This window comes from Enterococcus sp. AMC1252, from assembly GCF_058216515.1.
Map to the genome: position 1 here is coordinate 3,092,632 of NZ_CM177097.1, position 19,155 is coordinate 3,111,786.

17 protein-coding genes are annotated in these 19,155 nt (G+C 36.0%); 3 read left to right on the top strand and 14 right to left on the bottom strand.

Features of this window, described 5'->3' with window-relative positions:
* Nucleotides 1–40: 40 nt before the first annotated feature.
* The 7 genes from AC4BB5_RS14635 to AC4BB5_RS14665 all read right to left on the bottom strand — a co-directional run bounded on the left by AC4BB5_RS14635 (nt 41) and on the right by AC4BB5_RS14665 (nt 6,785).
* A complete protein-coding gene (locus tag AC4BB5_RS14635) occupies nt 41–169 on the bottom strand; it encodes a hypothetical protein (protein WP_490456835.1) in 129 nt (42 codons plus the stop codon).
* A gap of 102 nt (nt 170–271) precedes the next feature.
* On the bottom strand, nt 272–703 hold the full coding sequence (locus tag AC4BB5_RS14640) for a GNAT family N-acetyltransferase (protein WP_490456836.1): 432 nt from the start codon (nt 701–703) through the stop codon (nt 272–274).
* A 90-nt stretch (nt 704–793) separates the two neighbouring features.
* Nucleotides 794–3,391 (bottom strand): bifunctional acetaldehyde-CoA/alcohol dehydrogenase, encoded by a 2,598-nt coding sequence (adhE, locus tag AC4BB5_RS14645; protein WP_490456837.1) that lies wholly within the window; start codon nt 3,389–3,391, stop codon nt 794–796.
* A gap of 190 nt (nt 3,392–3,581) precedes the next feature.
* On the bottom strand, nt 3,582–3,866 hold the full coding sequence (locus AC4BB5_RS14650) for a post-transcriptional regulator (protein WP_490459078.1): 285 nt from the start codon (nt 3,864–3,866) through the stop codon (nt 3,582–3,584).
* A gap of 78 nt (nt 3,867–3,944) precedes the next feature.
* Nucleotides 3,945–4,307 carry a preprotein translocase subunit YajC gene (gene yajC, locus AC4BB5_RS14655; RefSeq protein ID WP_490456838.1) on the bottom strand — a complete coding sequence of 121 codons (363 nt, stop codon included), beginning with the start codon at nt 4,305–4,307 and terminating at the stop codon, nt 3,945–3,947.
* A gap of 82 nt (nt 4,308–4,389) precedes the next feature.
* On the bottom strand, nt 4,390–5,535 hold the full coding sequence (tgt, locus tag AC4BB5_RS14660; RefSeq protein WP_010771116.1) for a tRNA guanosine(34) transglycosylase Tgt: 1,146 nt from the start codon (nt 5,533–5,535) through the stop codon (nt 4,390–4,392).
* Nucleotides 5,536–5,696: 161 nt separating this feature from the next.
* A complete protein-coding gene (locus AC4BB5_RS14665) occupies nt 5,697–6,785 on the bottom strand; it encodes an iron-containing alcohol dehydrogenase family protein (protein WP_490456839.1) in 1,089 nt (362 codons plus the stop codon).
* A gap of 223 nt (nt 6,786–7,008) precedes the next feature.
* On the opposite strand from AC4BB5_RS14665, the gene AC4BB5_RS14670 reads away from it, so the two are divergent.
* The 3 genes from AC4BB5_RS14670 to AC4BB5_RS14680 all read left to right on the top strand — a co-directional run bounded on the left by AC4BB5_RS14670 (nt 7,009) and on the right by AC4BB5_RS14680 (nt 10,437).
* Nucleotides 7,009–8,472, top strand: coding sequence for an ABC transporter substrate-binding protein/permease (locus AC4BB5_RS14670; protein ID WP_490456840.1), 1,464 nt, complete (start codon nt 7,009–7,011; stop codon nt 8,470–8,472).
* The gene (locus AC4BB5_RS14675) at nt 8,465–9,187 is read left to right on the top strand and encodes an amino acid ABC transporter ATP-binding protein (protein WP_490456841.1); all 723 of its coding nucleotides are present in this window, start codon (nt 8,465–8,467) and stop codon (nt 9,185–9,187) included. The genes AC4BB5_RS14670 and AC4BB5_RS14675 overlap by 8 nt, the downstream gene beginning before the upstream one ends.
* A 98-nt stretch (nt 9,188–9,285) precedes the next feature.
* A complete protein-coding gene (locus AC4BB5_RS14680) occupies nt 9,286–10,437 on the top strand; it encodes a pyridoxal phosphate-dependent aminotransferase (protein ID WP_490456842.1) in 1,152 nt (383 codons plus the stop codon).
* 74 nt (nt 10,438–10,511) lie between these two features.
* Here the strand turns inward: AC4BB5_RS14680 and AC4BB5_RS14685 are convergent, their stop codons facing one another.
* The 7 genes from AC4BB5_RS14685 to AC4BB5_RS14715 form a co-directional block, all read right to left on the bottom strand.
* Nucleotides 10,512–11,219 (bottom strand): recombinase family protein, encoded by a 708-nt coding sequence (locus AC4BB5_RS14685; RefSeq protein ID WP_490456843.1) that lies wholly within the window; start codon nt 11,217–11,219, stop codon nt 10,512–10,514.
* A 336-nt stretch (nt 11,220–11,555) separates the two neighbouring features.
* Nucleotides 11,556–13,988, bottom strand: a complete 2,433-nt coding sequence (locus tag AC4BB5_RS14690) for a C-type lectin-like domain-containing protein (protein WP_490456844.1) — start codon at nt 13,986–13,988, stop codon at nt 11,556–11,558.
* A gap of 144 nt (nt 13,989–14,132) precedes the next feature.
* Nucleotides 14,133–14,753 (bottom strand): hypothetical protein, encoded by a 621-nt coding sequence (locus AC4BB5_RS14695; RefSeq protein ID WP_490456845.1) that lies wholly within the window; start codon nt 14,751–14,753, stop codon nt 14,133–14,135.
* Between the two features lie 13 nt (nt 14,754–14,766).
* Nucleotides 14,767–15,609, bottom strand: coding sequence for a BsaA family SipW-dependent biofilm matrix protein (locus AC4BB5_RS14700; protein WP_490456846.1), 843 nt, complete (start codon nt 15,607–15,609; stop codon nt 14,767–14,769).
* A gap of 16 nt (nt 15,610–15,625) precedes the next feature.
* Nucleotides 15,626–16,360, bottom strand: a complete 735-nt coding sequence (locus tag AC4BB5_RS14705) for an LPXTG cell wall anchor domain-containing protein (RefSeq protein ID WP_490456847.1) — start codon at nt 16,358–16,360, stop codon at nt 15,626–15,628.
* A 40-nt stretch (nt 16,361–16,400) separates the two neighbouring features.
* Entirely contained in the window at nt 16,401–17,648 is a 1,248-nt protein-coding gene (locus AC4BB5_RS14710) for a hypothetical protein (protein ID WP_490456848.1), read from the bottom strand.
* An 83-nt stretch (nt 17,649–17,731) separates the two neighbouring features.
* Nucleotides 17,732–18,631 carry a signal peptidase I gene (locus AC4BB5_RS14715; RefSeq protein ID WP_490456849.1) on the bottom strand — a complete coding sequence of 300 codons (900 nt, stop codon included), beginning with the start codon at nt 18,629–18,631 and terminating at the stop codon, nt 17,732–17,734.
* Nucleotides 18,632–19,155: the final 524 nt, after the last annotated feature.

Consider the following 19,155-nt stretch of genomic DNA (forward strand, 5'->3'; position numbering starts at 1 on the left):
CGTCGATCAAAAATGATCGACGGCTTATCTATCCAAGCACTTAGCTTAAATACATGTATATACTGATAGAGAGAGCAAAAAAATATGATTTTTGCCATTGTTTCAATATATGATAACGCTCTACAACCCATTTCTGACTGTTACTTGTTTTGAATTGATTCATTTTCATTTTGCTCCCTCCTTTCTTCTTCGTTATTTTCTATGGTATCATTTTACATTTTCATTTGTCAATATGCAATTTCATTCTTTACGACTGATATTTTTATCTCATTTAGTCAAATAACTTTCTGAAATTCACTTGATTCTTCACTCTTACATAGCCTTGATGTTCATAAAATTTGTGTGCTTCGGTTCTTTCTACACCTGAATTTAGTCGGATGCCTTTCGCAGTATTTTCTTTTGCCCATAGTTCTGCATGATTGAGCAAAGATTTCCCGATTCCTTGACCATGTATCGTTTCATCTACTACTAGCGCCATTACATTCATCAGCTTCGGTCCGTAAGTACAGACATACTCACTTAGTTGAATGTAGCCAACCACTTGTTCATCTATGGTCTTTACAAATACTTTATTCACTGGTGAAGACAGTATATAGTTCAGCTGTTTTTTGGTATCTTCTAATGGATATTCGTGATTCAACGGAGAAGTATTTAACTGATTGATCACTTCTGCATCTTCTAACTTCGCTTCTCGGATAGTCATTTTACATCACTCCTACTTATTTTGACTTTATTATACCTCTAAATAAAAAAAGAAGAACAGCTTTTAAGCCGCTCTTCTCAATTTATTCAATTATCCATTATAAGCATCAATAATTATTTGTTTCAATTCACTGATCAATGGTTCTTTTGGATTTGCTGTTGTACATTGGTCTTCATAAGCTAGTTCAGCCATGTGATCAACTGTAGAATCAAGAATTTCTTGTGTGACACCTTGCGCTTTCAAGTTCATATCGATTCCAACAGATACACCTAAATCGTATACAGCTGTTGCTAATGCATCCACTAATTCTGCAGTATTTTTCCCTTTAAGACCTAAGAATTTCGCGATATCAGCATAATCAGTGTCTGCACGGAAGTAGTCATATTTAGGGAACATTGCATGTTTTGAAGGATCTTTAGCATTGTAACGGATGATATGCGGCAATAAAATCGCATTTGTACGCCCGTGTGGAATCCCGTATTCTCCACCAATCTTATGTGCTACTGAGTGACAAATTCCCAAGAATGCATTGGCAAAAGCCATACCAGCCATTGTTGATGCATTATGCATTTTTTCACGACTTTCAGCATCTGGACGTTTCACTGAATTTTCTAAGTGTTCAAAGACTAATTTGATTGCTTGTAAACTTAATCCGCGCGTATAATCAGAAGCCATTACTGAAACGTAAGACTCGATTGCGTGTGTTAAAACATCCATTCCAGTATCAGCTGTTACAGAAGCTGGAACTGACATCACAAATTGTGGGTCAATGATTGCAACATCTGGTGTTAATGCGTAATCAGCTAATGGATATTTCACATGAGTATCACTATCTGTGATAACGGCAAATGGTGTTACTTCTGATCCTGTACCTGATGTTGTTGGGATACATACAAATTGCGTTTTAACTGCTTTGTCGATTTTATACGTACGTTTACGAATATCTAAGAATTTTTGTTTAGCACCAAAGAATTCTGTATCTGGGTGTTCATAGAACATCCACATACCTTTAGCCGCGTCCATTGCAGATCCGCCACCTAAAGCAATAATTGTATCAGGTTCAAAATCAACCATCACTTTTGTTCCAGCGTACACTGTGTTTGTAGATGGATTTGGTTCTACTGCTGAAAAGACTTCAATTTGAACGTCGTTTTTACGTTTTTGCAATTCTTTACGAACTGTGTCAGCATAGCCAAATTGAACCATTCCTGGATCACAAACGATCATCACACGTTCAACATTTTCCATTTTTTGTAGATATTGTAATGAATTTTTTTCAAAGAAAATTTTTGGCGGTAATTTAAACCATTGCATATTATTTCTCCGTTTCGCTACAGTTTTGACGTTGATCAAGTTGACAGCAGATACGTTTTTAGACACTGAATTTTTACCATATGATCCGCAACCTAATGTTAATGAAGGAATCATTTCGTTATAGATATTACCGATTCCGCCTTCTGCTGACGGAGAGTTTACCAAGATACGACAAGCTTTCATGCGTAAACCAAATTTCACTTGTAGATCTTCGTCTTCTGTATGAATCACAGCAGTATGTCCCAATCCACCTAACTCAAGCATCGCTTCACATAGATCAAAAGCATGCGCGGTATTTTTTGCTTTCATCATAGCTAGAACTGGAGATAATTTTTCACGTGAAAGTGGATATTCAGCACCTGCTCCTTCAAGTTCAGCAATTAAGATTTTCGTACCTTTTGGTACTTTGATACCAGCAAGTTCTGCGATATGTTCAGCTGAGTACCCAACGATTGCTGGGTTAACCGCATATTTTCCTTCGTTCATCACAGCATCTTCTAGTTTTTGTAATTCGTTTGGTTTAACGAAGTACACTTGATGCGCTTCAAATTCGGCTTTTACAGCTGCATAAACTTCTTTATCGACAATCACCGCTTGTTCAGAAGCACAGATCATACCGTTATCGAATGATTTAGACACGATCAAATCGTTCACTGCCCGTTTGATCTTCGCTGTTTTTTCAATATATGAAGGAACATTACCTGGTCCAACACCTAAAGCTGGTTTACCAGTTGAATATGCTGATTTCACCATAGCACTACCACCAGTGGCTAAAACAATGGCAATTCCAGGGTGGTTCATCAAACCTGAAGTAGCTTCTAATGAAGGTTGTTCGATCCATTGAACACAGTTTTCAGGAGCACCTGCCTTGATAGCGGCATCACGAACGATACGAGCTGCTTCTGCAGAACATTTTTGTGCACTTGGATGGAAAGCAAATACGATTGGGTTTCTTGTTTTGATAGAAATCAACGCTTTAAAAATTGTAGTTGATGTTGGATTCGTTGTTGGTGTAACACCACAAACTACACCAACTGGTTCAGCGATTTCAATTAAACCTGTTTGGTCGTCTTGATTGATAACACCTACAGTTTTATCATGTTTGATACTATTCCAAATATATTCTGAAGCGTACATGTTTTTGATTGCTTTATCTTCGTAAATTCCACGGCCAGTTTCTTCAACTGCCATTTTTGCTAAAGGCATATGTTGGTCTAATGCGGCCATTGCCATTTGGTGCACAATGTGGTCAACTTTTTCTTGATCGAAGTCTTCCATTTCTTTTAAAGCAACATTTGCTTTTTTTGCTAACTCGTCAATCATTGCTGATACATCAGTTTTTTTGGTATCTTCTTTCTTCATTGTTTTAGCCATTGTGATCCTCCTAGAAAAATAAATGATTTATTTTTGTTTGTTAACTATTTCACATACACATCATACAACAATATTTTTTTCTTGTAAATAGTTTTATTGTGATTTTTTTCACATTCAAACAAGTTTTTTTATCCGCCGAAAAAGCAAGCGTTTTCTATCTTACAAAAAGAAAAAAAGAACCTATTCTTCTTTAGAATAGGTCCGTTAAATCGTGCCAGTCTTTGATCTTTAAACTACTTGTTTGAGCAAGCAATTGTTGATAATCAAAAAATTCGTTTGGTTCAATATGTAAAATGTCTTCCTTACAATCCTTAATTGATGATGGAGATTGTTTTTTCCAACGATAAGAAACAAGATAATTCATCAATTCAGTTTCATTGACAGATGAATATCCCAGTTGCTGAAAAGAACGGCATTTGGTTTTTAACTCTTTTTTTAATAAGAATTTTTGATGCCACGACAGCTTTTCGATGATTCTCCCCTTCTTTCTGAAGAATAGTCTATGTGTATTTTCCTAATATGTTAGAAAGAAAAAATCCCAGCAAGCTGGAATTTATTCTTTCGTTTCATCGTTTTCAGAAGTCGTTGTTGGTTCTTCAACAACTGTTTCCTCAGTTTCAATAGTCGTTACGTCGCTGTCATTTGTAACAACAGTACCTGGCTTCACTGTTTTGATTGCTGCACGATCAAATTCAAGGATAATTCCTTCACAATCGATCAATACAGTTCTTTTATCAGTATCGATTTCAGAAATCACACCATGTAATCCGCCGATCGTTACAACTTCATCGCCCACTTTCATTGCATCTAAAAGTGTTTGACGTTCATTTTGTTGTTTCTTTTGCGAACGTGTCATAAAAAACATCATTCCCGCTAAAAGAATTAATGGTAAAATAAACGAAAGTCCTCCGCCCATTATCTATTCACCTCTCTATCATATAATCACTAGTTCACTGTACCAAAATTTCTTCTTCAACACTAGTCTTTTGATCGATTTTTTAGAAACTTTTCGCATTCTCTTTGTTGAATCCATATTCTTCAAAAAAGGCTTGTCTAAATTCTAATAGGTTATCATCCATGATTGCTTGACGAACTTGTTTCATCAAATTCAATAGGAAGTACAAATTATGGTAAGACGTTAAACGAATCCCAAATGTTTCATCCGCTTTAATTAGGTGACGGATATAGGCTCGCGTATAGTTTTTACAAGTGTAGCAATCACATTTCTCATCCAACGGACGGAAGTCTCTTGCATACTGTGCATTTTTAACGACAAGACGGCCTTTAGATGTCATACAAGTTCCGTTTCTAGCGATTCGAGTCGGCAATACACAATCAAACATATCAATGCCACGAATCACACCATCGATTAATGAATCAGCTGTTCCCACACCCATTAGATATCTTGGTTTGTTATCTGGGATCAATGGTGTTGTAAAATCTAACACGCGATTCATCTCAGCTTTAGGTTCACCTACAGATAGACCACCGATCGAATAACCTGGAAAGTCCATGCTGATCAAATCTTTTGCACTTTGACGACGTAAGTCTTCAAATCCTGCGCCTTGGATGATTCCAAATAAACCTTGACGATCTGGATTAGCATGAGCTTTCAAGCCGCGCTCTGCCCAGCGTGATGTACGTTCGATCGATTTTTTTACATAGTCGTAACTTTCGTCAAATGGCGGACATTCATCAAAACTCATCATAATATCAGAGCCTAGATTATTTTGAATGTTGATTGCCTTTTCTGGTGAAAGGAATAATTTAGATCCATTCAAATGGTGTCTAAAATGAACCCCTTCTTCTGTGATTTTACGCATATCGCTTAACGAGAACACCTGAAAACCGCCAGAATCTGTCAAAATCGGTTGATCCCAATTCATAAATTTATGTAAGCCGCCTGCTTCTGCAATCAAATCATCTCCAGGACGAAGCCATAAATGATATGTATTGCTCAAAATCACTCCTGCGCCCATCTCTTTCAAGTCTTCTGGTGACATTGTTTTTACTGTCGCTAACGTTCCTACAGGCATAAACATCGGTGTTGGGAAAGTGCCATGAGGCGTGATGATTTCTCCTAAACGAGCACCTGTATGTTTTTCTTTCTTTATTAAACGATAACGAATGGCTGGTTCTGTCATTCATTCTCCTACTTTCTTTTGTAAATTTACACTTTCCTCATCATACTTTTTTTTGTTCGTATTTGCAAGGTTTTACAGGCTTTCTTTAGTATATCCTTAGAGATTAAAAACTGAGAACAAGATATAAACTCTTGTCCCCAGTTCTCTATTGTAACATCTACTTATTTGTTGCTCATTGCCTCTTCCAGTTTAATCATTGCCGCTTTCACAAGCTCAGGTGTAATCTCTTCCTTCATATAGTGAATGGTTTCATGAGGCTCTGCAGCACGCTCTGCAACTCGCTGATAATCAGCTTCTGATAAATTCATATTCATCTCTTTTAAAGAAATGGGTAAATCTAGACTATGGTAAAACGGAATAAGTTGTTCAATTTCAGACCATTTATTTTCAATCACTAACTGAACCAAAACACCATATGCCACTTTATTGCCATGCAGCTGTTGGTGACTCTCTGGTAAGATAGTCAACGCATCATGAATCGAATGGGCACCTGCAGTCCGACCATAATCATCACCAAAACCACCAACCATTCCACCAAGTAAAATATTGGTTTCCACGACATTTAAAAAGGCTTGGTTGATTTCTTTTTTTCTCATAGCACTAAGAGCTTCTTGACTATCTGCAAGTAAAACATCTCGGCATTTTTTGGCTGCGAATGCCGATACTTGGATTTCAATCGGCTGTACCTCTAATTGAGAGATCATCGCATCTGCTTCGTACCACTTAGCCACAGTATCTCCAATTCCGGCAATCATCAACTCGATTGGTGAATCTAAAATTACTTTGGGCTCGATCAAAACTAGAGCATTGCTATTTGCAAACACATCATAACGATCCATAGAACCATCTGCTTTATAAATCACGCTTAGCGGTGTATATGCAGCACAAGTTGCAGCTAATGTTGGCAAAACCAAGATTGGTGTGTTGCATTGATTCGCTACAGCTTTCCCTAGATCTGCAATTTTCCCACCGCCGACAGCGACGATTCCTTCTAATTGTTTTTGTTCAAATAATTGTTTTAATTCCATCGTTTTCTCATCCGTGCATTCTCCGCCGTAAGAAACAAAATGCGCATCTATATCAGAAAATGTCGGAAAATAAGGTTTAGCCGCTTCCCATGACTCTTTTCCATGTAAAATCATGACATGTTTGATCTTTCTTCTATTTAAATGTTCTTCTAAATCATTCCAAGCGCCAACTCTACATTCATATTCTTGCGGCGCTCCTCTTACTATCAACGACTGATTCATTCTTCTCGACCTTTCATTTTTTACTAATTTTTATGCAAAAGTGAACTTTCGTAAATTCTTTGATAAAATTCACTTTTCCTTTCCCTTAATCTATGATATGATAAAACACATCCAAAAACAATAAATTTTTATACATTTATTCACGTTTTTTAGAATATTTATTGAAAACTAAGCGGTTATATTTATCAGACTGCTATCACTCTATTACAAAGGAGAAGAACAAATGAAATTATGTAAAAAAGCCTTAGCACTTATCATCCCTATATTGCTGGTACTACTTACTTTTATTCCTGTAACTACAGCAATCGCCGAAGAACCAGATCCTGTCTATGACAGTATTATGAAACGAGGAGAACTGATTGTTGGTTTATCTGCTGATTATGCACCGTATGAATTTCATGCGGACGTTGACGGTAAGGACCAAGTCGTTGGTTTTGACATCTCGATTGCACAAAAAATTGCAGATGATCTCGGTGTTAAATTAAAAATCGAAGAATTGGGTTTTGATGCATTATTAGGCGCACTGAAAACAGGCAAAATCGATTTGATCATTTCAGGGATGGCGCCAACTCCTGAACGACTGAAAGAAGTTAATTTTTCAACGCCTTACATGACAGTCCAACAAAAAGTCGTTGTTAGAAAATCGGACAAAGATCAATTCCAATCAACAAAAGATTTTAATGATGTAAAAGTCGGTGTTCAAAAACAAACAACACAGGAAGAATTGGCAAAAACGGAACTTGTCGGTTCAATTCCAACATCTTTACAAAAAGTGCCCGATATCATCATGAACTTAAAAAATAAAAAAGTTGATGCTGCTGTTTTGGAAGGTCCTGTCGCGGAAGCTTATGTTGACCGTGATAAGGAATTAACGTTTGCTGATGTCACTTTTGAACAAGGTGAAAAAGATGCAGCCGTTGCGATCCCTAAAAATGCACCTGTTTTAGAGCAGAAGGTCAATGCTTCAATCAAAACAATCAATGACAATAACTTACTAGATGGCTATAAAAAAGAAGCTGGTAAATTGATGTTTACTGATGACGAAAGCTTCCTTGGGAAATACGGGAAATTCTACATCAGCGGTGCTGGTTATACGATTTTCTTAGCCTTTATGGGTGTGTTATTCGGTGCGCTTCTTGGTGGTTTACTTGCCTTGATGAAATTGTCTAAATCAAAAATTTTACGTGGGATTGCCATTTGCTATATTGAATATGTTCGCGGTACTCCTTTATTAGTACAAATCTTTATTGTTTATTTTGGTACAGGTGTTTTAGGTCTTGATCTATCGAAGATTGCCGCTGGTTGTATCGCTCTTGCATTAAACAGTGGTGCTTATGTTGCTGAAATCGTTCGTGCCGGGATCAATGCGGTCAACAAAGGACAATTAGAAGCAGCACGTTCTCTTGGTATGAATCAACCGCAAGCAATGCGTTATATCATTTTACCCCAAGCAATCAAAAATATCTTACCTGCTTTAGGAAATGAATTTGTAACAGTCATCAAAGAATCCTCTGTCGTTTCCGTTATCGGTGTTTCAGAATTGATTTTCCAAGCTGGTAATGTTCAAGGAGCCAGCTTTAAACCATTCTTACCATACCTTGTGGTATCATTGATTTACTTTGTCTTAACCTTTACCATTTCCCGCCTACTAGGTGTGGCTGAAAGGAGAATGAGCACTAGTGATTAATATTAAAAACTTACACAAAACTTTTGGAAAAAATGACGTCTTAAAAGGAATCGATCTAGATGTAAACGCTGGTGAAGTGGTCGTGATCATCGGCCCTTCCGGTAGCGGGAAAAGTACTTTTCTACGTTGCTTGAACTTATTAGAGCAACCAACAGACGGCGCGATCGAATTTGAAGGGAAAAATTTATTGGATAAAGATACAGATATCGATACTCTTCGTCAAAAAATGGGTATGGTCTTCCAAAATTTCAATTTATTTCCTCATAAAACAGTGCTAGATAATTTAACGATTAGTCCAATCAAAGTAAAAAAAGAAACGCCTGAAGCTGCAAAAGATAAAGCATTAGCTCTTTTAGAACAAGTTGGCCTAAAAGATAAAGCTACAAGCTATCCTTCAAGTCTGTCTGGTGGGCAACAACAACGGGTAGCGATTGCTCGTGCATTAGCAATGAATCCTGATGTGATGCTGTTTGATGAACCGACTTCTGCACTTGATCCAGAAATGGTTGGTGAAGTATTAGCGGTTATGAAGGCTTTAGCGGTTGAAGGTATGACCATGGTCGTTGTAACGCATGAGATGGGCTTCGCTCGTGAAGTGGCTGATCGTGTGATTTTCATGGATGCTGGAATCATTCAAGAAGAAGGCACACCAGAAGAAATTTTTGGTCAACCCAAAAATCCAAGAACACAAGATTTTTTGAGAAAAGTCTTGTAAAAAATTTAAGAGGGCAAAGCAAGTAAAAAAACTTGCTTTGCCCTCTTAAAAAAATAGTATAGAATGAATATAGTAACAAATTATTGGAGGTAAAAAGAATGGATCGCTCAACTATTGCGAAAAAGCATCAGCAACCTGCTGAAAATATTTTAATGGATATTGCTACATTAGCTAAACAAGTACCTGACTTACTGGACCTGTCAATCGGTGATCCAGATTTGATTACAGATGAACGAATTATTGATGCAGCCTTTACAGATGTAAAAAATGGTCATACAAAGTACACTGCTTCTGGCGGTAGCCAAGAATTTATTGAGACTGTCGTTGCATTCTATCAAAAACAATACGGTTTAGCCTTTGATCCAAGCCAAGTTCGTGCTACAGTCGGAGCTTTGCACGGGATGTATTTAACATTACAAGTTTTATTAGATCCAGAAGATGAAGTCATTATTCATGAGCCTTATTTTTCTCCGTACAAAGACCAAGTTATTTTCGCTGGTGGCAAACCAGTGTTTATTCCCACTTACGAAGAGGATGGCTTTCAGATCAATATTGATGTTTTGAAAACAGCGATTACAGATAAAACCAAAGCGATTATTATCAATTCACCAAATAATCCGACTGGAGCGGTTTTTTCTCCTGATACATTCAAAGCAATCGCTGATTTGGCTATTGAACATGACTTCTATATCCTCTCTGATGAAGTTTATGAAGCATTCTGCTTCTATGATGATTTTGTACCAATGGCCACTTTTGCTCCTGAAAATACGATTACCTTCAGTAGTTTCTCAAAAGCATTTGCGATGACTGGTTGGCGAATTGGTTATATGATCGCTCCTGATTATATCAATGAAGCAGCAAAGCTGATCAATGAAAGTATTACTTATTCTGCACCAAGCCCTTCTCAACAAGCGGGTATTTATGCTTTAAATCATGCTGAAACATTGGTACCAAAAGTAGTTTCCGTTTTTAAAGAACGACTAGAATATCTGGAACAAAGAATCTCAACTATTCCGTTTCTCACATTACACCCTGTTAAAGGGAGTATGTACGCTTTCATCAACATCTCTAAAACAGGACTCACATCAGTGCCTTTTGTTGAAAAAGTCTTGAAAGAAACCAATGTATTAATGATTCCTGGAAAAGCCTTTGGCGAAACAACTGGCGATGATTATGTGCGTTTGGCGGCAACACAAGATATTGAGGTCTTAAAAGAAGCCTTTGATCGAATCCAAGCAATGAGCTTTTAAATAAAAATATGGTTACTTTTTCTGTCAAGCAACGGAAAAAGTAACCTTTTATTATTTCTGTTTTTATTTTTTTGTTACTGAGGTTCGCTATCTGATAAGGTGTTATAGAGAATAACCAAAGTTGAAACAACACATACTACAATTTGAATCAGTAAATTATCAGAAAAGTTCTCAGTTATTTTGATTGTCGCAATTGCTAAGAAAAAACATAGTGCTAAAATCGCTGCTAGCTTCAATCGCTTAAACTCTTGCTGTATTCGATAAATCGTCTCAACTGGAACACCTTTTTGTTTGGCTATTTTCCGTAGTTTCTGTTTGCCAATCAATTGCCATATAACATCTCGGTATAGTTGTTTAGCTTCTGGCTCTCTGCTAAATACAGAATATATTTCCTTGTTTTGATTTTTTTTCTGCTTCAATTTTATTTTAATCAAACGAGGATGTAATAGTTGATCATTGCGCCCAACCCATGAAAGTACTTCACGCCAATCTGTCAAAGTTAATTCTGGTGAAGTTAATACTACTAAATCTAGCCCTAAATCTTCCAATTCATCCAAAAATCGAAGCAACTCTTGATAATCCCTTGAAATGACTTCTAAAAATGCAATGACCAAACAATCTCCTGGTTCTGTATAATCTAACAATCTTTGATACCCACTCTCAGGATCTTGGAGCACTTCATAACTATGGTCCGCATCTGAAAAAATATCTTCTAGTTCATAAGCTTCTAAAAAATCAAATTGCTGATTTAGTTTAGTTCCATGAGCATAGCCTAAATTCATCGTTATCTATTTCCTCGTTTCATTGGTTTAATCTTTCGCTTTCCTAACGTGTGATCAGAATTTCTTAGTTCTTCTTTTGGTGAACTCTGTCGCTGTATATTGAGGCTTACAGTCGAAAAATTTTTTTCTAGTTGATCCATTTTATTTGTTAACTCCGTATTTTTTTGTACGATAAAAATAAATAGTAAGCTATGAATAAAAATAACGAGACCCAAAGCAACTAATAATAAATACAATCTGCATCATCCTTGTTATTCAATTTAGAGGGGCTAATTTTCAATATATTCTCCATCATTTAAGTTATAAAACGACCCAACATAAAGTTTTACACCTTCCTTACTTTACCTTGATCTCACCCAAACTATTAGGCTCATATTCCCAATGATGTAAGCTAGGTTGCTCAGTTGATGGTGTTATATACGTCGTTAGCCAAAATTCTGAGTTTTTTGATACATCAACTTGTATTGGTATTTTAGAACTAGCCTCCGGGAGATGCTGTTGCTTTTTAGTTGTTAATACATAGCCAATCAATTCATAATTCATTGGAACTTTGGACACAAACGTATAAAACGGCTCATTGAATTGATAACGAATTACATATGAGTCAAAAAGAGCTGTGTTATCACTAGTTGAAACGATAGTTAATCCGATTTCATCCTTCTTTATCCCTAATTGTGTGCTACTTTCTAATACACCATATCCCTTTTTAGGAAAAACAATTTGATTATTTTTATTAATGACTACTTGTCGAGCATTGACTGTCAGCTTTCGAGAACTGTAAATCAATTTTCCTTCTTGAAAAGTACTACTGATAGTATATTCAAGAGGATCAATTTGATTTCCAGCTACAGTTGTCAATTTAATAAAGTCGTACATATCAATATTTTTTGGGTTAATAGTTTCTTTTTTTCCAATTCTTAACTTTTGATCAAATATGATATCACCGGAAAGCAATGGGTTGTTTTTATCATCGAACGCTTTGACAGAAACTTTTTGAGGAATCTCACTACTCCCTAAAACATCTGTTTCTTCCTCGGTTTCTTTCTGAGAGCCATATTCAGAGAACTCAATATAGTAACCCGTTTTGTAGCTTGTTCGGTTATACGTTAAATCATTCCATAGTTTTGTTGGAGCCCCCGCACTAGCTTGAGCAAATTCTAAAATATATTCGCCTCCAGAATTATTCGGTTCCACACCAGCACCACTAGCCGCAGGATTATTAAACCCTTGGTAAACTCCTGCTGGTGCTTTCCCTCCCTCTTTATACGTTGGTTTGTCAAAAAATATCAAGCCTTTTTCAGGACCATCGACCCAATACCATCGTTGGGATAGAACACCAGTAGTGATATAATCAGCAATTCTTTCCGAAATCACTGCCTCATCATTGATTTTTTGGCCATTAGTTTTTACTAGTCTTCCCCCTCCAAGCCAACCAGACTGTTTTGCAATATTTGTATATACAAAATTATGTTCTGTCGAGGAGGTTAATGTTGCTAAATACCCAGTCAACCCTCTATACTTCATTTTCTTAGCTAAATTATACGCTTGTAGCCATGTTTTTTGTGTCGGAATAAATGTGTAATAATGGGTTTTACCGTCTGGCGCTTCCCATGATGTATACACCAACTCATGAAAGATTATTTGAATATTCCCTTTTTCATTAGTCGGATTTTTAATGATAAACCGTAGCGCTTCTAAAAATATCTTAATTGTACTTAAATTATTATTCTCATTCATTGCTAAAGTAAATGATTTATAATTCTCATCGTCACTATTTTGAAATTTATACCAAGAAGTCGGTAGATTCAATGTATCATAATCTTTAATTTCTGCGTTTTTTGGTATTTTTATTTCTAGGGACTTCATTTTATTTTCCATTGAACTGCCTAAAGCAATATCAACTAATTTGGCTGTATCAGCTGTTCTTTCAACATTAAATGTAACATAGCGATTCACATCTTTTAATTCAGCCGTTTTCATATCCTTTTTCAGTTCAATATGTTCAACATCACTCACATTGTTTGCTCGATCAACCGCCACTACATGCATCCAGCTACTATTTCCTCCAAAAGTCCCCGAGACTGTAGCAGTATTTTCAGATTGTCCTGTGTGAACATCAACATTCGTTATCTCTCCTGAGGAATTACGCTCAACTACTGGAATCGTGTTAGGTGAACTATCCGTCACATAAATATACCCTTGAAGCTCACTAGTCACTTCCTTCTTTATGACATCTGATTTTTTTATCCCACTTTTTTTAGTATCTGCCAGGACATACCATTGATACCCTTTACCTCTATCTTCAGAAGATAACTTTACGGTAAACTGATCAGCTTCTCCATATTCCAACTCTGCACTTGGAGTTTTAGGGGGGACGTCATCTTTGACCGAATTATCTTGGGCTTTGTTTTCTAACAATGTTTGTTCACGTTGGGATTCACTTGAACTAGACGACTCTAAGAAATCGCTTGATGTCTTAAATACTTTGTTCTCATTTGATAACACTTTCTTCCAGCTTGCGCCATCTTCACGTCGGTATAGTTGATAACCTAAATCCGATATATCATCCCATACCAAATCGATATAACTACTTTCCTTTTCATCACTCCATTCATTAGATGCTGTTAATCGAAAATCCTGTTGAATGAAAGCTTCTGAAGACGCCTTTATCGCACTCTGTCCCTTTATTCTATCGCTAGACAACCACCCAACAATACCTAATAAAACTAATAAGAGAAATACCCCAACTATCTTTACATTTTTATTCACTTTTACACCTCAGTTCTAGTAATATTTAACTATCCTGTTATCTCAATACTCATCAAATCAATAATTTCTTTATCGAAAACACTCATTTCATGAGTGTTGAATCAGGAAAGGCAAACATGGAATGCTTATCCCATGCGCCTATCTTTAATCCGCTTTTTCAGCTAGCTGTTTGTCGACTTCTAGTAACGCTTCGTTACTAGGTATTCCCCCTTGCCACCAAGCATCACGATAAGCATATTTTGCACAGTTAATAGCTTCAACTTTTATCAATAAGCTAAAGGTCGCGTTATGATATTCCTGTCCTAATCCACTCTTTAATTTAACTTGTGTAAACAAACTTTCTGTAACACTAGAGTTACCTGACTTTAACGTTTTTAAGTAGTAATAATAACCATCTTCACCTAATTTCCAATTCGTACTATTCAAGTCTAATAAAACCTCTTCACCAATTTTTGAAGGCAATAATCGGATACTTTTTCCATTTTCTATACGAATCTCAGGATGAAGCATCACTCGAACAAATTGGTCTACGGTCCCTATATTTGCTACAGTCACTTTCTTCTCAACTGAACTATTTGGTAAAATCGTTGTTGGTTCCGTGAAAACTTCTTCAACTTTCGTTTGAAGGTTACCAATCTGAAAAAAGTTCACTTTTTCATCTCTCACCATCATTGCAGCATATGCAGCTACACTTCCAATTGCCAGACATACGATAAGTAAAGGGAGCACCCACAAAAAATGGATAAATTTTTTCTTTTTTTTCATCTCAAATCTCCTCTTAATGGACTTTCTCTCGATACATTTCTTCTAAATATGAACCAGAATCAATTTTCCAATTCGTTATCAAAGACTTTGTAGTATCATGAGCATCCATAACTGGAATTAATTGATATAAAGAACTTTTATACTTATTTGGTAAGTTTTTATCTAAAGTAACATTTTGAATCAGTTGTTTCGTTTGTTCTTTTGGCTGAAGGACTTCTGAATAATAAAAATATCCACTCGAATAATACCAATAATTCTGTAGTCCAGACATTGGTTTATTATTTTCATCATAGATATCACCATCATTAAATTGAATGTTCAAATATTTAAGACTATCAACTGGCCTAATTCCTTTATAAACATAGGCTGTATTTGGGTTTGTCTTATCCCCTTTGTAAACTTCTGACACTATAAAATACTTTCCAGTTGCAATTTTATATGTACTGCCTTTTATCCATGTCTCAGCGTCTTCCATTACAAGATCAGATCCGCTTGAATTTATTGCGATTTTTTGACTACCATTGCCAATTCCATCCGTCATATCAAGTTCAAAATGAACAAGAAATTCATATAAAGAGATTCTAACAATAGCTGGTATTTGTCCGTCATTTTTTACTAATAGTTTTTTTTCTGTTGTCTTGCCAGGTACCCACTGCAGATTAGGTGTGAAGACCTCATCAATCACTGCAGAAAGATTTTTAGTATTCGGCTTATTTCGATTGATTTGTTCATCACTATAGGTGATCCATGAATAAGTACTTCCTACTACAAGCAACAGACTCAAAAATACAGAAAACATAGCCAAAAAAGGTTTATTTTGATTGATTGTTTTCAACAGCTTATTCCCTCGACTCATGTGCCTTCCCCTTCCTCTAATCTACTTTTACTCGTTCTTCTTTACGTTTTTTCCATAATAAGATTGCAATTAAGACTAACAATAATCCTGCCAATGTTTTATAAATCAAATTCTTTATTTCTTCACCCGTCATTGGAAAAAATCCCTTAGATTTTTGTTTATCTGATAATGGTACCTTGCTATCCGTAGTATCTGAAGATTTAGGTTGATTTTTGGTTGCAATAAAAGTCCAATGATACAACAACTGACTTTCTTCTTTGTAATCTGCAACAGTCAAGTCTTTATCAACTTCAAAAACTGCAGTTAAAATTTGATCTTTTCCATATTCACAAGTTCCTATTATCAATGGTTGAATGGACCAATCAAATTCTCCATTTCCCAATAAAGGTCCTCGATATAATTTTTTACCGTCTATGGATAAAGTCAATGTAATCTGTTTATCAAAATCAATGGCACCTTTAGCTGACTTTGGAGTGACTAAGATTCCTAACTCAAATGGCTCTTTTATATCCATTCCACGAATCGTAATCGTTTTTTCATAACTTTCTCCAGGTAAAACATTTGGCAAATCAACATAATATTCTCCTTCAGAAGAAGCAGATATCCCTGTCTCATCGCCAATGATCACCCCTGGAGGAAGGGTCTGACTGGCAACAGCTAATAGCGTTCCACTGGTAAAAGTGATAAAAACACTCAATAAACTGTATAAAACCAGAAATGGTAGACGTGTTCGCATTGATTGTTGCTGCATCGTTTTTCCCCTTCCTTTTCTCTGATTTCTTAGCTAAAAATTAGCTTGCTGCCTGTCCATCTAGATAAGTCGTAATTTTTTTCGTTTCTGAACCATCTGCTCCATTTAATCCCCAACCAGTAGTATCAGTTAAGGCTTCTTTAGTTGCTTGAATAGCTTCCATCTTCACAACCAAATCATATGTTGCATTTGTAAATTCTGTCCCCACACTATTTGTGAATACTAGTTTTTTCAATAGATGAGGTGTTGTAGCACCTGAAACGACAGGACTTGTGAAGTAGAAGTAGCCATCTTCTTTGTTATATGTCCACTTATCATCAGCAAGTGATGCAGTCGTAATCATATCAGTACCATACTCTATATTAATTCCACTAATACCTAAAGCTGCTTTATCTGTTTGTACTCCTTTTTTCTCTGAATTAGCTACTGGAATTTGATCAGCTGCTCCTGCAGGAGTTGGCGCGGGAAGCGCACTTAAACCTAAAGTTGCAATTGTGTAATCATAATTCATATCGTATTTTTGACCAGCACTACCTAATAAAGAGGCTTTAGCATTTGTTGCTTCTGCCGAAGCACCTTCTAAAGAAGAAGCTGCCCAGTTCGATACAGCATGGCTATAGCCACCTTTATAAACTGAATATTCAGCTTTAGACATCTCAAATTCCCAAGTTTCAACAGCTGTTCCTTCTGTGTTTCCTGCTTGTACTGCTACTTCCGTTTCCATCGCTTGGTATTTACCTGGAGCATATTCAAAAAATGCTGAATAACTAAAGGTAGTATTTTCGTCCCCAGTTACAGGATCCTTAATAACAGAACCTTTTGCATAAACTTTTACACCCGCCGGTAAAGCTGCTTTTGAGGCATCTTTAACCTTACTTGTAATGTCTGTATAACCACTGTTTGCGTCTACATATTTTTCTCCATCATACTCAACAGGCACATCATCTAATAGCCCTGGCGTTGCACTGGCCTTCCAGCCTGAAGTTCGTTTAGTTACTGCACCTTTTTCGGTTAAGTGTTTCAAAACTTCTTCATAAGATACACGAACAAATACCGGTGTATTCCCTGAATTTGTTACAGCAACTTCTTTCGTAGCTTCTGTTCCTGGAACAATGGGTTTAGGATTCCAATTTTCTTCTACGCTGACACTACCATCTTTAATTGCAGCAGATTTCACACGGTTAATTCGTTGATCTTGTGAATTGATCCATGCAAAAGTACCTGCAGCGGCTGCTAACAATGCTAGACATGCGGATGCTACCAACTTTTTCTTTTTGTTCTTCTTCATTCTTAATGATCCTCCTATAAAAAATATTATATATATTCTCACTCGCTTGATCTTTGCATTGATAAAGCGAAGTGATAATATCATTACTCATACGCTGGGCGTCTTTTATTTCTTCCTTTTCCAACAACTTCTTCTTTCGCTGAAAATAGGTAGGCTTTCAATACTAGGAAAAAGCCATACAATGACAAAATACACACTAAGCAAGCCCAAAACTCTTCTCGAACAAACTCTATGACACTACCTATTTTGGGAACTGCAACAATCACTTTGCCCAATACACGATCCGCTGTTATCGGCGGATCATTATTTTTATTGGCATCTCCTTTGGTAACCAGATAATCTCCTTTTTCTCCATTTAATTCATCTTTACGTTCTACCATCCTATGTGTTAGATAACGAGAACCATCTCCAACTGCGAAGGTGACAATATCATCTTTTTTGACTTTTTTACCATCTGTCAATTTAACAATGACAATATCACCGGCATAAAAACCACCTTTTGGTCCATTTTCCTGTGGCACCATAGAATTAGTCAAAACTGTATAAAATCGATAACCAAAAATCGATGCTGTCGACTTCGAACTAAATGAAAACATTATAGCCATCAAGATGATTCCAATGGTAATGCCATAAAACATCAAATTACCTACAAAAGAAAATACCAAGATACCTGGGCTTTTAGTAACTGGTTGTTGAACATGCCTTTTATGTCCCTCCTCCACTCTCCGTTCCTGTACTGGTCGACGACGTCTTACCCGCCCCTGAGCATAGCTAGAACGATCAGTTGTATCGGAAAATTCATCACGAGAGCTTCTCTCCATTCGCCGTGGTCTTGTTTTTACAGCGTGTCGTTCATATCTTTCAGTTTCTGAATAAAGCCTTTTAGACTCTCTATAACCACGTGAACGCTTTTTTGGAGTTCCTCGCCTAACCTTGTCGTCTTTAGAAAGATCACTCTTTCGGACAGGCGCTTTTCTTGGCATATACAATCTCCTTTCGTTTCATTAAAAGTTTATTAGTCTCTGACTATTTCTATATATCGTATGTAAAATAGTACTAATCTACATACGATATATAATCAAATCAAACACAACGTAAAAAAGTATATAAAAAATAAATTTAATCCAAATAATTTATTTCAAACTTATACATAAAACTATATCTCTTGTTATTTTTCATGTCAATGAATTTTCGTAACTTTATTACTAATATTTTTTACTAAAATATCCCTTTTCCTAACCACTACTTTTTATTCAAAAAAAAGAATAAAAAACCTTTAAAATAGAGGTTTTTATCATAAATTAAAGTTTAATAAAAACAACACAATTAAACCTTCAATAAAAAACTCTTAAAACAAAGTAATATTAACTTTACAAATAAATATACACAAAAATTCGAAGTTTGTTATTTTATAAAAACAAAAAAATGAATAAAATATTGATTGTTTTCTCGTAAGTCTATTAAAAAATACAAAAAACTCGATACAAAACCAAAAACAGGTTTTGTA

Bases quoted from the DNA above. Each gene is read 5' to 3' on its own strand.
- AC4BB5_RS14635 (WP_490456835.1), bottom strand. From the start codon at position 169: ATGAAAATGAATCAATTCAAAACAAGTAACAGTCAGAAATGGGTTGTA.
- AC4BB5_RS14640 (WP_490456836.1), bottom strand. From the start codon at position 703: ATGACTATCCGAGAAGCGAAGTTAGAAGATGCAGAAGTGATCAATCAG.
- adhE (WP_490456837.1), bottom strand. From the start codon at position 3,391: ATGGCTAAAACAATGAAGAAAGAAGATACCAAAAAAACTGATGTATCA.
- yajC (WP_490456838.1), bottom strand. From the start codon at position 4,307: ATGGGCGGAGGACTTTCGTTTATTTTACCATTAATTCTTTTAGCGGGA.
- tgt (WP_010771116.1), bottom strand. From the start codon at position 5,535: ATGACAGAACCAGCCATTCGTTATCGTTTAATAAAGAAAGAAAAACAT.
- AC4BB5_RS14665 (WP_490456839.1), bottom strand. From the start codon at position 6,785: ATGAATCAGTCGTTGATAGTAAGAGGAGCGCCGCAAGAATATGAATGT.
- AC4BB5_RS14670 (WP_490456840.1), top strand. From the start codon at position 7,009: ATGAAATTATGTAAAAAAGCCTTAGCACTTATCATCCCTATATTGCTG.
- AC4BB5_RS14680 (WP_490456842.1), top strand. From the start codon at position 9,286: ATGGATCGCTCAACTATTGCGAAAAAGCATCAGCAACCTGCTGAAAAT.
- AC4BB5_RS14685 (WP_490456843.1), bottom strand. From the start codon at position 11,219: ATGAATTTAGGCTATGCTCATGGAACTAAACTAAATCAGCAATTTGAT.
- AC4BB5_RS14695 (WP_490456845.1), bottom strand. From the start codon at position 14,753: ATGAAAAAAAAGAAAAAATTTATCCATTTTTTGTGGGTGCTCCCTTTA.
- AC4BB5_RS14700 (WP_490456846.1), bottom strand. From the start codon at position 15,609: ATGAGTCGAGGGAATAAGCTGTTGAAAACAATCAATCAAAATAAACCT.
- AC4BB5_RS14705 (WP_490456847.1), bottom strand. From the start codon at position 16,360: ATGCAGCAACAATCAATGCGAACACGTCTACCATTTCTGGTTTTATAC.
- AC4BB5_RS14710 (WP_490456848.1), bottom strand. From the start codon at position 17,648: ATGAAGAAGAACAAAAAGAAAAAGTTGGTAGCATCCGCATGTCTAGCA.
- AC4BB5_RS14715 (WP_490456849.1), bottom strand. From the start codon at position 18,631: ATGCCAAGAAAAGCGCCTGTCCGAAAGAGTGATCTTTCTAAAGACGAC.